Below are 16,173 nucleotides of genomic sequence, written 5' to 3'. Positions count from 1 at the left end.
ATACACTCCTTAAGATAAAAACTGAATCCCTGATAATGATTCCGAAAGCGTCCATAGTCTTTTTGCTTCAGATGTTCGATCAAGTTTTTTGCCTGTTTGATGAACGCGAGGTGCACCAGACCATTCTCGAAAGCCGTCTGGCCCGATCCATTCTCCACCCTGAAGATCGTTGTTCGTTGCAGCATAAATCGTTGATGCTGCACCATGTTCAGCGGATTGAATGACGTGTGGCAGAAAGGCGCGAATGAGCCAGTGTGCCTCCTCACCAGAACCTCTTGAAAGCAAATTTGAATAAGAAAGACCTGGATGACAAGCAATGCTTATCGTGGAGGCTTTTGTTTGTGCTAGCCTGCGATTTAATTCGCAAGAAAATAAAAAGTTCGCATATTTGCTTTGTCGATAGAAATTCATCGGTCGATAGCGAAGCTCTCCGTTATAGTTTTGAAAATCAATTGATCCTTTTATAGCGGCTATACTCGTTACTGTAACAATTCGTGCTTTCTCTGACGCGTTTAAAAGAGGGAGCAGGAGACCTGTTAGCGCAAAATGACCGATGTGGTTGATCCCAAACTGCATTTCAAAGCCGTCTGCAGTCTTTTGGTAAGGGGGTATCATAACACCAGCATTATTAATTAACAAATCTAATGATTGAACATGCTCTTGAAGCGTTTCTGCAAAAGCTCGAATTGATGACAGGTCAGCAAGATCTACATAATAAAACGACACATCGCCGTAAGGTTGAAGTTGCTGCACGACAGCCTGACCCTTTTTCTGATTGCGGCTTGCGATAATGACTTTAAATTGAAGGTTCAGTAACATTTTAGCTGTTTCAAAACCTATTCCACTCGTTGCACCTGTTATAACCACCGTCTGATTCATGTAGTTAGCTCCTTCTAAGCCATCATTGTCTTCATACTATACTAGTCTTATGGGAATCTGCCAAAGGTTAAATGTTGTGGGTGGAAAGCGGGGCTAGGTTATGGTTGTTTTTTTGCATATGTATATCGGCTGAAACAAACGGAACAATAAAAAAAGCGAGCAGCGATGAGAATCACTGCTCGTCCATATCTATTAACCAAGAGTTCCCACAATACTAGAAACTGATTCAAATAATTGTGTAAGTACATCTGTGAGCATTTGATCCACCTCCTGAAAAAAGTTGTTAGAGATAAAAGGAATTAACCAAGAGTGCCGATGATGCTAGAAACAGATTCAAAAGCTTGAACAAGAATGTCAGTGAACATGAAAGCCACCTCCTGAAAAAAGTTGTTAGAGATAAAAGAAATTAACCAAGAGTGCCGATGATGCTAGAAACAGATTCAAAAGCTTGAACAAGAATGTCAGTAAACATGAAAGCCACCTCCTGAAAAAAGTTGTTAGAGATAAAAGAAATTAACCAAGAGTGCCGATGATGCTAGAAACAGATTCAAAAGCTTGAACAAGAATGTCAGTGAACATGAAAGCCACCTCCTGAAAAAAGTTGTTAGAGATAAAAGGAATTAACCAAGAGTGCCGATGATGCTAGAAACAGATTCAAAAGCTTGAACAAGAATATCAGTGAACATGAAAGCCACCTCCTGAAAAAAAGTTGTTAGAGATTAAAGGAATTAACCAAGAGTGCCGATGATGCTAGAAACAGATTCAAAAGCTTGAACAAGAATGTCAGTAAACATGAGATTCCCTCCTTTTTTTCGTTCGTTTTTTCTTACTTATAGAGATAACGAAGGAGGATGTCATTTGGATCACTTTTTTTAAAGTTTTTTTATAAAAGTTAGGAAATCTATGGGAGAGCACAATCATTGCACTTGTTTATGGATGGGTATATCGTATAAGAAGAAAGGGGCGAATAAAGGATGAACGTAGAGATTTGGTCGGATATTGCATGTCCGTTTTGTTATATTGGGAAGAGGAAATTTGAACAAGCTTTAGAGGAATTTGATGAGGATGTAGACGTAACGTTTAAAAGTTTTCAGCTTGATCCGAATGCACCAAAAGAATCAAAGGAATCAATGGTGTCGGTTCTCGCTAAAAAATATAATATGCCTGAAGCAAAGGCAAAAGAGATGAACAGTCAAGTAACCGCTCAAGCTGAAGAAGTCGGTCTTCATTACAAGCTCGATCAAGTCCGTGTTGTTAATACACTAGATGCTCATCGTTTGAGCCACCTTGCTAAAGAACAAGGCAAAATGGGTGACATTATGGAAAAACTACTTGATGCTCACTTTGTTCAAGGCCGTTATGTCGGTGATCGCGATACCTTAGTGGAGATTGCAGCATCTGTTGGTCTTTCTAAAGAAGAAGTGAATGGGGTGTTAGACAGCGATCGTTATAAAGATACTGTAGAGCAAGAACAGGCAGAAGGAGCGCAGATTGGGGTTCAAGGGGTTCCTTTCTTCGTATTTAATCGAAAATACGCAGTTTCAGGCGCTCAGCCGAAGGAAGCCTTCCTGCAAGTATTGCAGAAAGTGAAAGAAGAAGAAGGTTCAACCATTCAAGTTGTCAATCAAGGGGACACGTGCTCTGACGGAAGTTGTTAAGAAAGGCTTTAAAAAAGAATCTTTATGAGTGAGTAAATTCATTCGTAAAGATTCTTTCTGTTTTTGTAGCGTCAGGGTTCACTACTCAAGGGGGCGACACACTTGTTTAGCGGTTAACTTTAAATAAATATACTTTATGGACGAGATGCTCTTTGTCTCAATAGGTGTCTATGCTTGATGATGAATAAACGATAACGCATGTTTGTGCATTTGATACGTCACAGGCGTTTGTTCTGTTTTTTCACCATCACTATCGACATCAAGGGACGGGGACGTCTTCACTGTACATGATTGAACATTTAACATTTCTAATTGTTCAGGGTTATCAAGCCATCCTTCGTCGGTCCGTGCTTGGTTGTACATATTTTTTACTAGAGTTAAACCTGCTTCTTTAATAATAAAAAGGTGAAGTTGTCCATCATCAAGAGAAATAACATCCTCAAAAAGACCAACTGTGCCAATATATTGTCCGTTCATCGCCAAAATCATAACGGCCTCTCCACTTTTCTTTACGCCAGTATCCGTTTCAACTTCATACGTGAACGTTGTAGGTTCTTTTAGCGATCGAATGGCGCTTATAATATAGCCAAGTTTTCCAAATGAGTCTTTTGTCGATTCCTCAATTTCTTTGGACGCTTCTGTAATGAGTCCAACTCCTGAGAAATTACTGAAATAGCGGTCGTTTTGACCAATAATATCTAGCTCAGTCGTATGTCCAGCAAGAATGGCATCCAGTGCATTATCAAGGGTTGGCGCGTTTAAGGCCCGTGATAAATCATTACATGTACCAGTAGGTAAAACAGCAACAGTTGGTCTTCCTGATTGTTTCATAAGACCGTTTACGCATTCGTGTACTGTACCGTCCCCACCCATAATAAGAATCAAATCCACTTCGCCACCATAGCTAGAGCACAAGTCTTCTGCATCCCCTTGTTGTTCCGTCTGACGAAGTGTAAATTCTTTAATCGAAAGAGCTAACCTGGGGACAATCTTTTCAAGTAACTCAGATGCATCCCCCTGTCCAGCTGCTTGATTGTATATAAGTAACGCTTTATTGTACATAGTCATTGCCTCACCTCTCTATGAACGTGTATACCCGATCTAAGTGTAAATAACTTAAGATGAAGCCGATTTTTTTTGAACGGAAAACGTATTGTTGAAATAACTACAGTAAAAGACGTGTTCAACGGCAACAATACCCTTCGCTTTAAGCTGTTGACGTACCCAATCTTCCGTAAGATTAAGAATTTGAAGGTGATCCTTTTGTATGACGCCATCCATTATTAAAGGGAGGGTAAACGAAGTGTTGTCGTTTTTCTTGAAAATAGACAACGTCCCTGATGCCTCAAGCATTGCCCAATCCACTTCTTGGACATCGGCAACATTTTTATCTCTTAGCTGTAACATGATATCATCAATATTATAGTTTTGTTTTTCAAGATTCTTTTGTAAAAATTGGCCATCCTTAATGATAATGACAGGTTCGCCGTCAACAAGATCTCTAAATTTTTGATTTTTCACTTGTAGATAAGCAAAAATTCGTTGTAAAAGAATTAAAAGTACAATAGGCGCTAGCCCACGATAAAGGGGCAAATCAGGATCATCAATTAAGATAACCGCTAATTCAGCAATCATTAATGTAATAATGACATCAAGGACACTCACTTCACCGAGTTCTTTTTTTCCTGTTAACCGAAAAAATATTAATACTGCAACAAACATAATAACTGTTCTGATTAGGATGGAGAGTAACTGGTCCAACGTACATCACCTCCATTAAAGTATGAGCGAATTGAGAAAAATTTATTTATCTAAAAAGGAGATGAATTTTGATGCATAGTGTTACGCTAAAGGATTTACCAGCAAGAGAACGATATAAGCTGTTGAGTGGGGCTGTGGTTCCGCGGCCGATTGCATTTGTCACAACGGAATCAACAGAAGGGAATATGGTTAATGCGGCTCCGTTTAGCTTTTTTACGATGTTATCAGGTGATCCGCCTTTGCTTTCTATTGCTGTTGGTCGAAAACAAGGCGAAATGAAAGATACAGCTCGTAACACTGTTGCCCATAATGAACTTGTTATTCATGTTGTCGATGAATCTTTAGTGGAAGCGATGAATCAGACGGCTGCGACGTTAAAAGCAGATGAAAGTGAAATCGATTTAACGGATTTAGAACTTGTTGACAGTACGAGCGTTGGCGTTCCAGGCATTAAAGAGGCATTAATTCGATTTGAATGTACACTAGAGTCTCATCTTCCTATAGCAAACGACGATGGCGTGACAGCATTTGATTTACTCATTGTTCGTGTGATTGAGATGCATTTAGATGAACGTGTGTACGACTACGAAAAAAATTATGTTCTGGCTGATCAATTGAATCCTGTCGCTCGTTTATCTGGTCCGAACTACGCTGGCTTAGGAGAGTTGTTCTCGTTAAAACGTCCTGACTAATAAAATAGATAGGTACCACAGACCAAAATACATGTTTGGTCTGTTTTTTTGAGTCGTTTTACGTCATAATGTAGAGATGAAGAATGGGCTTTTCATGCATAAAGAAAGCCAAATCGGGCACATTCACACTAAAGATGCATATAGCTACTATAGGCGAATGTTTTGAAAGTAAGTGGATGATGACCTTAAATTAGAGGACGATGATAATGAACGAATATATACAACGTTGTGAAGCTTTAATTCAAGAGTTACCTCATGATGCCGTACGTCAAAATGAACCAATCTATAAACATACCTATACGCAGATGGGTGGATTAGCGGATCTATTTATTACCCCAACGACCTATGATGATACACAGCGTGTGTTGAAATTTGCACACAGGAACAACATTCCGGTTACATTACTTGGAAACGGGTCGAACGTCATTGTAAAAGACGGTGGCATTCGAGGCATCACGCTTTGCTTAAAACATTTAAATAACATTGAAATAACGGATACACAGGTAGTCGCGCAAACAGGTGCAACCATTATCGGTGCTTCAAGAGAAGCATTGGCTGAATCCCTAACAGGGCTTGAGTTTGCTTGTGGCATTCCAGGCACAGTGGGTGGCGCTTTTTACATGAACGCAGGTGCGTACGGTGGACAAATTGCAGACGTACTGGAACGTGTGCTTGTGCTGACGGAAGAAGGAGATTTTCTAACACTCGGAAAAGACGAATTTGAGTTTGATTATCGTAAAAGTGTGTTTTCCAAAAAACAATACATTGCTTTGGAAGGAACCATGACTCTTGAAAAAGGGGACGTCGTTCAAATTAAGCAGAAGATGGATGAACTGACAATCGCGCGGGAAACGAAGCAACCTCTTGAATATCCGTCATGTGGAAGTGTATTTAAGCGACCACCAGGGATGTTTGCAGGAAAGCTGATTCAAGAAAGTGGTTTGCAAGGGACGCGTATTGGTGGTGCGGAAGTATCAAAAAAACATGCTGGTTTTATTGTGAATGTTGACGGCTCTACAGCATCGGACTATATGAATCTTGTTCGTCACGTACAAGAAAAAGTAAACGAAACGTTTGGCGTGATGTTGGAAACCGAGGTCATTACAATAGGAGAAGATCTTAAAGACCCTGTTAATGATTAATTAGCAGGGTCTTCTTATGAGAGGTGATGAGAATGCCTGAAGGCCCAGAAATAAGACGAGCTGCATTTGAAGTGGAGCAAGCTGTTGCCAATCAACCTCTTGTAGAAGTATCGTTTGCGTTTCCCCATCTACAAGAATATGAAGAGGTTCTGTCATCTGCAAAAATAGAGGCTGTACGTACAAAAGGAAAAGCGATGCTGATCCATTTTTCAAATGGGTACAGCATTTATTCTCATAATCAACTGTATGGAAAATGGATGATTCGCAAGTCTTATACGTATCCAAAAACAAACCGACAACTTCGACTCGCGCTTTATACAGAGAAGAAAGCGGCGCTGCTTTATAGCGCTTCCGATATAGAGGTTTTGAAGACGGACGAGCTTGATCAACACCCTTTTATTATGAAGGCTGGACCAGATGTCTTGTCGGATCAAGTGACGGCGACGGTTCTTCTTGAACGCATGAGGTCAACACCATTTCGTAACCGAGCGTTGACCGCCTTACTGCTCGATCAAGGCTTTGTAGCAGGGAACGGCAATTATTTACGAAGTGAGCTATTATATGTTGCAGGTCTATCCCCAGATGCAAGGCCGATAGACTGTTCGGAAGCGGAGCAAGAAGTAATGGCTGAAGCGCTCATTGTGTTGCCGGAACGTTCGTATGAAACGGAAGGTCTTACGGTTGAAGCGTTGCTAGTAGATGAATTAAAACGTGCAGGTAAGAAGCGGCGTGATTATCGACATTATGTGTTTAACCGTGAAGGCAAGCCATGCTATGCATGTGGAGAAACCATCATAAAAATAATGAAAAACGGGCGAAGATTGTATTATTGTCCGTATTGTCAGTAAATAACCTTTGCATTTTTGGCTACCATTCGATAAATTAGGGAGGGGTCTGCTGATTAGGCAGAGAGTGAGGTAATTATGTTAAAACGCTTTTTTGCTTACTACGTTCCGCATAAGCGCTTGTTTTATATTGATTTCTTTAGCGCGATCGTAGTAGCAATTCTAGATTTAATTTTCCCGCTTGTGGTGCAGTGGTTTATTAATACACTCTTACCAGAACAAGAATGGGGAACGGTTGTATGGGTATCAGGTGCCTTATTAGGAACGTATCTTGTGAGTGCATACTTGCAGTACAATGTAAATTTCCTTGGTCATAAACTGGGAATTAACATTGAAACCGATATGAGGCAGGATTTATTTGAAAGTGTGCAGAGACAGTCGTTTCGTTTCTTTGATAATACAAAGACTGGGCATATTATTAGTCGAATTACGAACGATTTGTTTGATATTGGTGAACTTGCTCACCACGGACCGGAAGATTTATTTATTGCGGTCATGACGTTTGTCGGTGCATTTAGCATCATGTTCTACGTTAATCCAAGCTTAGCACTTGTGGCTTTAATCTTTGTTCCAATTTTAATTGCCTTAATTACATATACGAATATTAAGATGAATAAAGCGTGGAGAAAGATGTACACAGAAATAGGCGATGTAAATGCTCGGGTAGAAGACAGCGTGTCAGGTATGCGTGTTGTTCAATCGTTTACAAATGAAGCGCATGAAGTGGAAACGTTCCGTGAAAATAACAAGCGCTACCGTAACGCAAAAGTAGGCGGCTATAAAGTCATGGGCTACACCTCTTCAGGAATTTTCTTAGCGACTCGTTTGATGATTCTTTCGGTGCTCATCTATGGTTCTTGGTTACTGTATGTTGATACGATTGATGTAGGAGAATTCGTTCTCTTTATTCTTTATATCAATATTCTATTTAAGCCAATTGAAAAAATTAGTGCGATTCTTGAGCTTTATCCAAGAGGAATGGCAGGGTTTAAACGCTTTACTGACTTAATGGATGAAGAAGTGGACGTTGTTGATAAAGATCATGCAAAAACCGCGCCAGTACTTGATGGAGCAATTGAATTTAACGATGTGACATTCGGTTATGAAGAAAACCGTCCTGTTTTAGAAAATGTCGACTTGCACATTCCGGCTGGAAAAACCGTCGCGTTTGTTGGACCGTCTGGAGCAGGGAAAACAACAATCAGTTCATTAATTCCACGATTCTATGATATTAATAGTGGAAGCATCCTGATTAATGGTATGGACGTAACAGACATGACAAAACAGTCATTACGTTCACAAATCGGCATTGTTCAGCAAGACGTGTTCTTATTTAGCGGGACGTTGCGTGAAAATATTCGTTATGGAAACTTAGATGCAACAGATGAAGAGATTTATCATGCTGCCAAGTTAGCAAACTTAGATGCACTTGTTGAAACCCTTCCGAATGGCTACGATACGCAAATTGGCCAGCGTGGACTTAAGCTTTCTGGTGGGCAGAAGCAACGAATTGCGATTGCACGTACATTCTTGAAGAATCCACCAATATTAATTTTGGATGAGGCAACATCTGCACTCGATACAGAGACTGAAGCGCTTATCCAGCAGTCATTAAAAGAGTTAGCAGAAGACCGTACGACCCTTGTCATCGCGCACCGACTAGCGACAATTCGTCATGCAGACCACATTGTCGTTGTTACAAAAGACGGGATCGTTGAACAAGGTACGTATGAAGAATTAATTCAACAAAATGGTGTGTTTGCCACACTAAACAGTATTCAAATTAAGCAATAAAGATCGCTACAAGCAAATCATCACTGGATGATTTGCTTTTTTTATGCATAAGCTGCCTTCATTTGGAAAAGATAGATGTGAAAGAATGATAAAGGAGCTGTATGTAAAATGGATGAAAAGCATAAGTCCCCTTCATTTGGAACAGGTGTGACAGGTGCAGGCGATTCACTCGATCAGCGCAAAGCATCGAATGAGAAAGACGAAACGCTGACTAACCGTCAAGGTCACCCTGTAAAGGACAATCAAAATGTTCGAACAGTAGGAAACCGTGGGCCAACAACACTTGAAAACTATGATTTCTTAGAAAAAGTAAGCCACTTTGACAGAGAACGAATACCAGAGCGTGTGGTACATGGTCGTGGCGCAGGAGCACATGGGTATTTTCAATCGTATGGAAAAGTAGGAGACGAAGAGATTTCCAAGTATACGAGGGCAAAAGTTTTCACAAATACAGAAGTGCAAACACCGGTTTTTGTTCGATTTTCAACTGTTATACACGGCACACATTCACCAGAAACGTTACGTGATCCACGAGGATTTGCGGTTAAATTTTATACGGAAGATGGGAACTGGGATTTAGTCGGAAACAACTTAAAGATTTTCTTTATTCGTGATCCACTTAAATTCCCTGATATGGTTCATGCGTTTAAACCAGATCCGGTAACCAACCGTCAAAGTATGGAGCGCTTCTTTGACTTTGTTTCCTCAAGTCCAGAAGCCACGCATATGATTACGTTCCTTTTCTCTCCTTGGGGCATTCCGGCGAACTATCGGAATATGCAAGGTTCTGGGGTTCATGCCTATCGCTGGGTAAACGAGGAAGGTAAAGCGGTTCTTGTTAAATACCATTGGGAACCGATACAAGGTATTAAAAACTTAACGCAAAAAGAAGCTGATGAGATTCAAAGTCAAAACTTTAACCATGCGACACAAGATCTATATGAAGCCATTAAAGAAGGCAATTACCCAGAGTGGGAACTATATGTTCAGATTATTGAGGATCACGAGCATCCTGAACTTGATTTTGATCCACTCGATCCAACAAAACTCTGGTACAAAGATCAATTTCCATGGCATAAAGTCGGTAAAATGGTCTTAAATAAAAACCCAGAGAACTACTTTGCTGAAGTGGAACAAGCTGCATTTGGAACAGGTGTCCTTGTGGACGGCTTGGATTTCTCTGATGATAAACTATTGCAAGGGCGTACGTTCTCTTACTCGGATACGCAGCGTTATCGTGTTGGCGCGAACTACTTGCAGCTGCCAATCAATGCACCTAAAAAACGTGTGGCGACAAACCAGCGCGATGGTCAAATGGCGTATCAAGTTGATTCGCCACCAAGCAATAACCCTCATATTAACTATGAACCATCAGTGATTGGTGGGTTAAAAGAAGCAGAGAAGACGGGGAAAGATCATACACCTCATGTCTCTGGCGAAGTAAAAGGTGAAGCGATCGATCGACCAAATAACTTTGGTCAAGCTGGTGAGACGTTCCGCCGCTTAGCAGATTGGGAAAAAGATGAGCTAATTTCCAATTTGTCTGGTGCATTATCCGATGTTCACGATGCAGTCCGCGAACAGATGATTAAAAACACAACAGAAGCCGATGCAGACTACGGCAAGCGACTGAAAGAAGCGATAACGAAAGAACGAGAAAGTATGGAAGATCGGAAAGAGCAAAAGGTTGAAGAAGCGAAGCAAGACAGTCAACCGTCTGACCCGTATTAAGAAAAGAAGAAGCTGTCTCCATTGAGGCAGCTTTTTTTGGATGAAAAACGAGAGTTAAGCCTGTTTTGACTCAAACTCTAGCAAATACCCTGACACGTTAATAGATTTTGCATATGAATAGCATGTGGCGTAAAGCGCTGCATGCTTTTTCGCGTCGGTAATGGATGCGGACAAGCACCTAAATGTCAAAGGAGGAGAAAAGAATGACAAGAATTTTTCTAGATCCAGGACATGGTGGAAGTGACCCAGGTGCAGTAGGAAACGGGTTACAAGAAAAAACGCTAACACTAGCAATTGCAACACGTATTCGAGATATTCTACTAAATGAATATCAAGGTGTTGAAGTTCGTATGAGCCGAACAACGGATGTGTTTATTGGGTTAACAGAACGGACGCAGCAAGCCAATGCATGGAATGCCAACTACTTTATGTCCATTCACATTAATGCAGGTGGTGGTACGGGCTTTGAATCGTTTATTCATACAAATGCAGGAGCAGAAACGGCCCGACTGCAAGGCATTATTCATCCAGCCATCTTGCAACAGATGAATGTGACGAATCGTGGTCAAAAACGAGCAAACTTTGCTGTACTACGAACGTCTAATATGCCAGCAATCTTAACAGAAAATCTCTTTATAGACCGTGCAGCAGACGCAAATCTTTTAAGAAGTTCCGCTTTCTTAGATCGTGTAGCGAGAGGACATGTAAATGGACTAGCACAAGCGTTTAATTTACAGCGAGGTGGTGGCGGTGGTGGAACCATCTACCGTGTCCAAGTCGGTGCATTCTCCGTTCGAGCCAATGCGGACCAACAGCAAGCACGATTAAGAGCCGATGGCTATGAATCCATTATTGTACAAAGTGGTTCCTTGTTCCTCGTGCAGGCAGGTGCCTTTTCAGTTAGAGCGAATGCAGATGCACTTGCGAGTGAACTGCGCGGGCGAGGTTATGATGCCACTGTGGTAAGTGGGTAACAGAAAGACGAGGATTTTCCTCGTCTTTTTGATTTTTAACGAATTAGCTCTCTTTACTAAATAAAGGGGGGATCGTTTTGCAAAAGGAAGAAAAGCAAAAAGTAGAGCAAGTGTTAGCAAAATATAATTTAACAAAACTTACGCTTACGTTTGATGAAATGCCTAAGGTTACTCCTCAGTTTATGGTCGTCGCTACTGGAGAAAGTACGGCTTTTTATGTTCAAAAAGAACAAACATTTGAAAACCATGAGGAGAAAGAGAGAAGAGCTTTTTTAGAAACCATCCAGAACTGCATTAACCGACTGTCAGAGACTGAACGAGAACTAATCGTGCGACGCTATCTTGAAGAAGATCGATTTGACTATCAAGTTTATATGGAAATGATGGTGAGTGAAAGGCAGTATTACAGACTGAAAGCAAAGGCACTAGAGAAACTACACTATCTGTTGGGAGTAGCAGGCTGCTTGTAGAAGGTGAGAGAGACCCCCATCTTACATGAGGGTCTTGTTTTGTTAGCGAAGTAATGTCGCTTTCTTCTTTTCAAACTCTTCTTCTGTAATAATGCCTTCGTCCAAAAGAGATTTGAACTCTCGCAGTTCGTCTGCGGTGGAGCGTGAAGAAGGATTTGACGTTGGTAAAACAGACGGATCGTGTTTATCTGCGTGATAAACACGTAGGGGTTCAATGAGTAGTTTAGCTTCGTGCATATTATGGTAGTCATCAATCCCTGTTATAAGCAGTTCATTTTCAGCTGCTAAATAGGCTTTATATTTCTCATTGCTATTCGTAGACCCCGTAAAAAAGCGAATACGACCAGCTTTTAAACCGCTTTTAGATAAATGAATGCTATTGATAGAAGGAATGGAATATTCTCTTTCTCCTTTTTTACCTCGATGCAGCGTTTTATGATGTATACAAACCGTATAGGCGCTTATGATTAAATGGCCTTGATGGGCTTCATAACGTAAAGATTCATTTGGATTAGATGTAAGTTGTTTAACTAATGATTTGATTCGATCGGTTGGTGTATCAGAGGCCTGAGCGTTTTCTACTAATTTTTGTTTTATCTGTTCGCTAACTTTTTCATATTCTTTATACTTTTTCTTTGATCGTATAATGATTGCCTGTTCATGAATCATAGCTTCTTTATCGTCAATAGAAGGATCGTGATGTCGTCTGAAATAAACATACCCGGAAAAAAGTGTAGGTTTTTTCTCTTCAATTTTTTCTAATTCAGTAAAGGCTATCTCTGTTGTTTTTCTTAAGTTTCCAATTTTGCGGTTATGTTCTAAGGTTATCCGATCTTCAGAAACAATTAAGGTCGTGCCCATTGATTGAAAAGTAGCCATAGTCATGTTAGCTCCTCCTTAAAAGATTTTCTTACAGTAGTTCCATCTTTTTCTTTTCAAATTCCTCTTCTGAAATAATACCTTCGTCTAAAAGAGCTTTAAACTCTCGAAGTTCATCAGCGGTAGAGCGGGGAGTATGCGCAGGTTCGGCATATTGGTTATAGCTGTTTTCAAAGTCATTATGTGAGTCATGGTAATGTTTAATCCGTTCAATAAGTTCTTTTGCCTGTAAGAAACGATTATATTCGTTGATGTTACCAATACTAATTTCGTTTGATCCTAAAGCAAGTGGATTTAAGTTCCTCGAAGAATAGTTACCATGATGAATTTCAAATTTCCCATTCACCAATGTTTGAGGTGAGAGCGTAATAGCACTAATGTCTTTAATGTAAATGGATTTTTTTCCACTGCCTCCTGAATGAAGAAAACGTTTGTAATAGATCGTTACAGTATCTTTAGTTAATTCTAAGGTGCCGTCAACACCATCGAATTTAACAGTATGGGAAGGAATAGAAAAAAGGTCATTCAAAGCTCGATCGATTTCCATTTCTAAAGAAGGTTCAATAGTTGCTAGTTTATTCATAATAATCTGCTTCGCTTTTTGAAAACGATTGTAATGGTAGAAAAAATTTAGCATGATAGAATGTTCATCATTTGCTGCTTGAAACCTTGTTATAGATGGCGAAACCCCCCGTAATTGAAAATAGCAAAAACCAGATAAAAGACCAGGTTTTTGAAAAACCATTCCTTCAAGTTCATTTAGGGGAATGATAACTTCCTTTCGAGCACCACCAGCAAATGTTTTTATTTTGTTATGACGAATAACTAATCTGTCATCCTCAATGGTTAGGGTCGATCGAGCTCCCTTAAAAACGTGTGGCATGATGAGTCGTCCTTTCTCAATAAGGTTATTGTTTAAAGTAGTTTAACATAAATCTAATCTTTAAAGACGAGGTTGAATACATCTGGACAATTGTTGTAAAAAAGCCCCTCGTATCTATACGAGGGGCTCAATTCATTAGCGAAGTAACTGCGCTTTCTTTTGTTCAAATTCTTCTTCCGTAATAATACCTTCGTCTAAAAGCGATTTAAACTCTCGAAGTTCGTCTGCGGTAGAGCGGGGAGTATGCACAGGTTCGGCATATTGGTTGTAGCTATTGTCATAACCAGTTTCATTATCTGAGTCATGGTAATGTTTAATCCGTTCAATAAGATCTTTTGCCTGTAAGAAACGATTGTATTCGTTGATGTTTGTAATACTTAGTTCATTTGCGGCAGAAGCAAGTATGCCATTTCGTCTATCTTGAAATCCATTGTAATGAAGCTGAATTTTCCCACTTACAAAGGTGTTTTTAGAAAGTGAAATACTATTAATTTCTTTTATTTGAATGGTTTTTTGACCGCGTCCTCCGCTATGAAGAAATCCGTTGTATAAAATCGTAACGCTATCTCTTGTAACTTCTAAACTTCCATCATAGCCTTTATAAGTGATTGATTGGTTTGAATCCAAAAACAGAGAGTGATAAATACGGTCCAGTTCTGACTCTGAGACTGTCTCAACATTTTCTGAAAGGGCTTCGATTCTTTTCTTCGCTTTCAAAAATCGTTTGTAGTGGTATCGAAAGTGTAACAAAATAGAATGTTCATCGTGCACGGCTTGATGTTTAGTCATATTTGTTGAAGCACCGGGTCGTTTAAAGTAGCAATAACCGGCTGAGAATCCAGGCTTTTGAAAAATAATATCTTCAATTTCAGAATATGGGAGAATTACTTCTTTTTTTGCACCTCCATTCAAAGATTTTATTCTTCCATGTCGAAGTATTACGCAATCTTCTTCAACAATTAATGAGGATTCAAGGAATTTAAAAACTTGTGACATCAAGACTCGACCTTTCCAAATATCTTTACTTAAGAGTTTAACATGGGTTTGTGGCAAGAATTCTGTATATCGTTGTTGAAGCACTTAAAGATACGGTCTTTGGCGGCTATCGAGCAACCAATATTCCTTATGGGCAACTGCCTACGTCCTTCCCAGAATCAGGTGAGCTTTTTAGAAGAGATTTCTATGCCTCACCGTGGTTAATAACAGGATAAAGGAAAAGCTGAATCATGCCTCAATGGTGATTCAGCTTTTTGGTTTTTGAAGCATCGGTCAATTGTTGCTGTCTTTCTCTTAATCTAGTAAGTACTGCAATCCCCACTGCAAGAAAGCTAATGATCGCTGCTAAAGTAAAGACATGCTGAAGTCCAAATTGTTCTGCAGCAAAACCAGCTAGGTATGGTCCGATAAAAATGCCGATCGCATAGATGGATTGGTAAAACCCCATGACGGATGTCTTCAGGGAAGCTGGGGCAAGACTGGCAATTTGAGATAATAAGAGTGGTAGGACAATCCCAATTGTTAAGCCGATAATCGCGTGCAATAAGCTTATAGAAAAGAGTTCTGTCGCAAGTGGCATACAGAAGAACGTAATCGCTGTAAAGAGTAAGCTGCTAATAATGAGCCTTTGTTCCACCTGAGGAGCTACATTCATTACGGCAACGAGGATGGATGCTCCTGCATGTGGCACAAAAAACGCGACCATGACCCAAACCATCGCTCCTTCTGAAATTCCCTGGGCTCCAGCGTAGACTGGGGTGAAGCCAAAGATTGAAATAAACAAAAGTGCGTGAGTGAATAAAGAAATCAATGTGATAGGAATCAGCTTTTTCACTGATAATGTCGAACGAATAATAGAGCGAAATGATCCATTGACACTAGAACGGCGTTCGTTTGGAACAACTTTTACAGATAAAGCGAGAATGAGTCCAATGAATGCTGTCATAATTCCGACCCAAAACGGAATAGCAAAGCCCATCCACTCTACAAGCAACCCCGCTGTAAGCATGCTAATAAACTGTGGCATGACCGTGGCAAATTGCAGCGTCCCCATTGCTTTTCCCGTTTGATCTGCGCGGAAATAGTCTGCATACATGATGGTGGCCATGACCCACATTGCAGCGGTAACACCGGCGAGCAGCCGACCGATCAATATCCATACGAATGACGTAGAAAGTAAAAGAATAAAGCCGCTAATGATCGCAACGACAAACCCACCAACATAAAAGTGTTTTTTCAACGTCACGAGTTTGTCGAGTAAGACTCCGAGTGGAAAACGAAGCAATACTTGTGTGATGCCATAACTTCCAAGAATAATGCCAATCAAGCCGTAACTAAAAGGAATGGACTCTAAATAAAGGCTGAAAACAGGAACGTAGCTATATGTAGCAAGCCAAAAGCAAAAGACAGATGCGAGAAAAATAATGTGATGTATGCGTCTAATTTGTGTATCCATAGGTGAATCCTCC

16 protein-coding genes are annotated in these 16,173 nt (G+C 40.2%); 9 read left to right on the top strand and 7 right to left on the bottom strand.

The features are described 5' to 3' along the window. Positions 1-9: 9 nt before the first annotated feature. A complete protein-coding gene (locus ABC361_RS19495; protein WP_413075490.1) occupies positions 10-879 on the bottom strand; it encodes an oxidoreductase in 870 nt (289 codons plus the stop codon). Positions 880-1,853: 974 nt separating this feature from the next. Between ABC361_RS19495 and ABC361_RS19490 the strand changes: the two genes are divergently transcribed. Next, positions 1,854-2,537: a DsbA family oxidoreductase gene (locus tag ABC361_RS19490; RefSeq protein WP_413075489.1), complete on the top strand. Its 684-nt coding sequence runs from the start codon at positions 1,854-1,856 to the stop codon at positions 2,535-2,537. Between the two features lie 168 nt (positions 2,538-2,705). Here ABC361_RS19490 and ABC361_RS19485 read toward each other — a convergent pair whose 3' ends face one another. Together ABC361_RS19485 and ABC361_RS19480 are read right to left on the bottom strand one after the other, a co-directional pair. Further along, the gene (locus ABC361_RS19485; RefSeq protein ID WP_413075488.1) at positions 2,706-3,605 is read right to left on the bottom strand and encodes a diacylglycerol/lipid kinase family protein; all 900 of its coding nucleotides are present in this window, start codon (positions 3,603-3,605) and stop codon (positions 2,706-2,708) included. Positions 3,606-3,653: 48 nt separating this feature from the next. Then, positions 3,654-4,298: a DUF421 domain-containing protein gene (locus ABC361_RS19480; protein WP_413075487.1), complete on the bottom strand. Its 645-nt coding sequence runs from the start codon at positions 4,296-4,298 to the stop codon at positions 3,654-3,656. Positions 4,299-4,369: 71 nt separating this feature from the next. On the opposite strand from ABC361_RS19480, the gene ABC361_RS19475 reads away from it, so the two are divergent. The 7 genes from ABC361_RS19475 (at position 4,370) to ABC361_RS19445 (ending at position 11,946) form a co-directional block, all read left to right on the top strand. Further along, positions 4,370-4,990 carry a flavin reductase family protein gene (locus tag ABC361_RS19475; RefSeq protein ID WP_413075812.1) on the top strand — a complete coding sequence of 207 codons (621 nt, stop codon included), beginning with the start codon at positions 4,370-4,372 and terminating at the stop codon, positions 4,988-4,990. 206 nt (positions 4,991-5,196) lie between these two features. Next, complete coding sequence (murB, locus tag ABC361_RS19470) at positions 5,197-6,132, top strand: UDP-N-acetylmuramate dehydrogenase (protein ID WP_413075486.1); 936 nt, start codon at positions 5,197-5,199, stop codon at positions 6,130-6,132. A 32-nt stretch (positions 6,133-6,164) separates the two neighbouring features. Beyond that, positions 6,165-6,980 (top strand): endonuclease VIII, encoded by an 816-nt coding sequence (nei, locus tag ABC361_RS19465; protein ID WP_413075485.1) that lies wholly within the window; start codon positions 6,165-6,167, stop codon positions 6,978-6,980. Between the two features lie 75 nt (positions 6,981-7,055). Further along, entirely contained in the window at positions 7,056-8,771 is a 1,716-nt protein-coding gene (locus tag ABC361_RS19460; protein ID WP_413075484.1) for an ABC transporter ATP-binding protein, read from the top strand. Between the two features lie 108 nt (positions 8,772-8,879). Continuing rightward, positions 8,880-10,502: a catalase gene (locus ABC361_RS19455; RefSeq protein WP_413075483.1), complete on the top strand. Its 1,623-nt coding sequence runs from the start codon at positions 8,880-8,882 to the stop codon at positions 10,500-10,502. Positions 10,503-10,705: 203 nt separating this feature from the next. Next, positions 10,706-11,476, top strand: coding sequence for an N-acetylmuramoyl-L-alanine amidase (locus ABC361_RS19450; protein ID WP_413075482.1), 771 nt, complete (start codon positions 10,706-10,708; stop codon positions 11,474-11,476). A 77-nt stretch (positions 11,477-11,553) separates the two neighbouring features. Next, a complete protein-coding gene (locus ABC361_RS19445; protein WP_255224248.1) occupies positions 11,554-11,946 on the top strand; it encodes an ArpU family phage packaging/lysis transcriptional regulator in 393 nt (130 codons plus the stop codon). A gap of 42 nt (positions 11,947-11,988) precedes the next feature. Here the strand turns inward: ABC361_RS19445 and ABC361_RS19440 are convergent, their stop codons facing one another. The 3 genes from ABC361_RS19440 to ABC361_RS19430 all read right to left on the bottom strand — a co-directional run bounded on the left by ABC361_RS19440 (position 11,989) and on the right by ABC361_RS19430 (position 14,704). Further along, positions 11,989-12,831: an SHOCT domain-containing protein gene (locus ABC361_RS19440; protein ID WP_413075481.1), complete on the bottom strand. Its 843-nt coding sequence runs from the start codon at positions 12,829-12,831 to the stop codon at positions 11,989-11,991. 25 nt (positions 12,832-12,856) lie between these two features. Further along, positions 12,857-13,708, bottom strand: a complete 852-nt coding sequence (locus ABC361_RS19435) for an SHOCT domain-containing protein (RefSeq protein ID WP_413075480.1) — start codon at positions 13,706-13,708, stop codon at positions 12,857-12,859. A gap of 135 nt (positions 13,709-13,843) precedes the next feature. Beyond that, positions 13,844-14,704 (bottom strand): SHOCT domain-containing protein, encoded by an 861-nt coding sequence (locus ABC361_RS19430; protein WP_413075479.1) that lies wholly within the window; start codon positions 14,702-14,704, stop codon positions 13,844-13,846. A gap of 50 nt (positions 14,705-14,754) precedes the next feature. Here ABC361_RS19430 and ABC361_RS19425 point away from each other — a divergent pair, with 50 nt between their 5' ends. Beyond that, on the top strand, positions 14,755-14,919 hold the full coding sequence (locus ABC361_RS19425) for a hypothetical protein (protein ID WP_413075478.1): 165 nt from the start codon (positions 14,755-14,757) through the stop codon (positions 14,917-14,919). A 20-nt stretch (positions 14,920-14,939) separates the two neighbouring features. On the opposite strand, the gene ABC361_RS19420 is transcribed toward ABC361_RS19425, so the two are convergent. Next, complete coding sequence (locus ABC361_RS19420) at positions 14,940-16,160, bottom strand: MFS transporter (RefSeq protein WP_413075477.1); 1,221 nt, start codon at positions 16,158-16,160, stop codon at positions 14,940-14,942. Positions 16,161-16,173 lie beyond the last annotated feature (13 nt).

The organism is Shouchella phoenicis, assembly GCF_047238345.1.
Taxonomy (GTDB): Bacteria; Bacillota; Bacilli; order Bacillales; family Bacillaceae_D; genus Shouchella.
The sequence above is the reverse complement of the archived record's forward strand: the minus strand, read 5'-3'. Positions and strand labels throughout refer to the sequence as shown.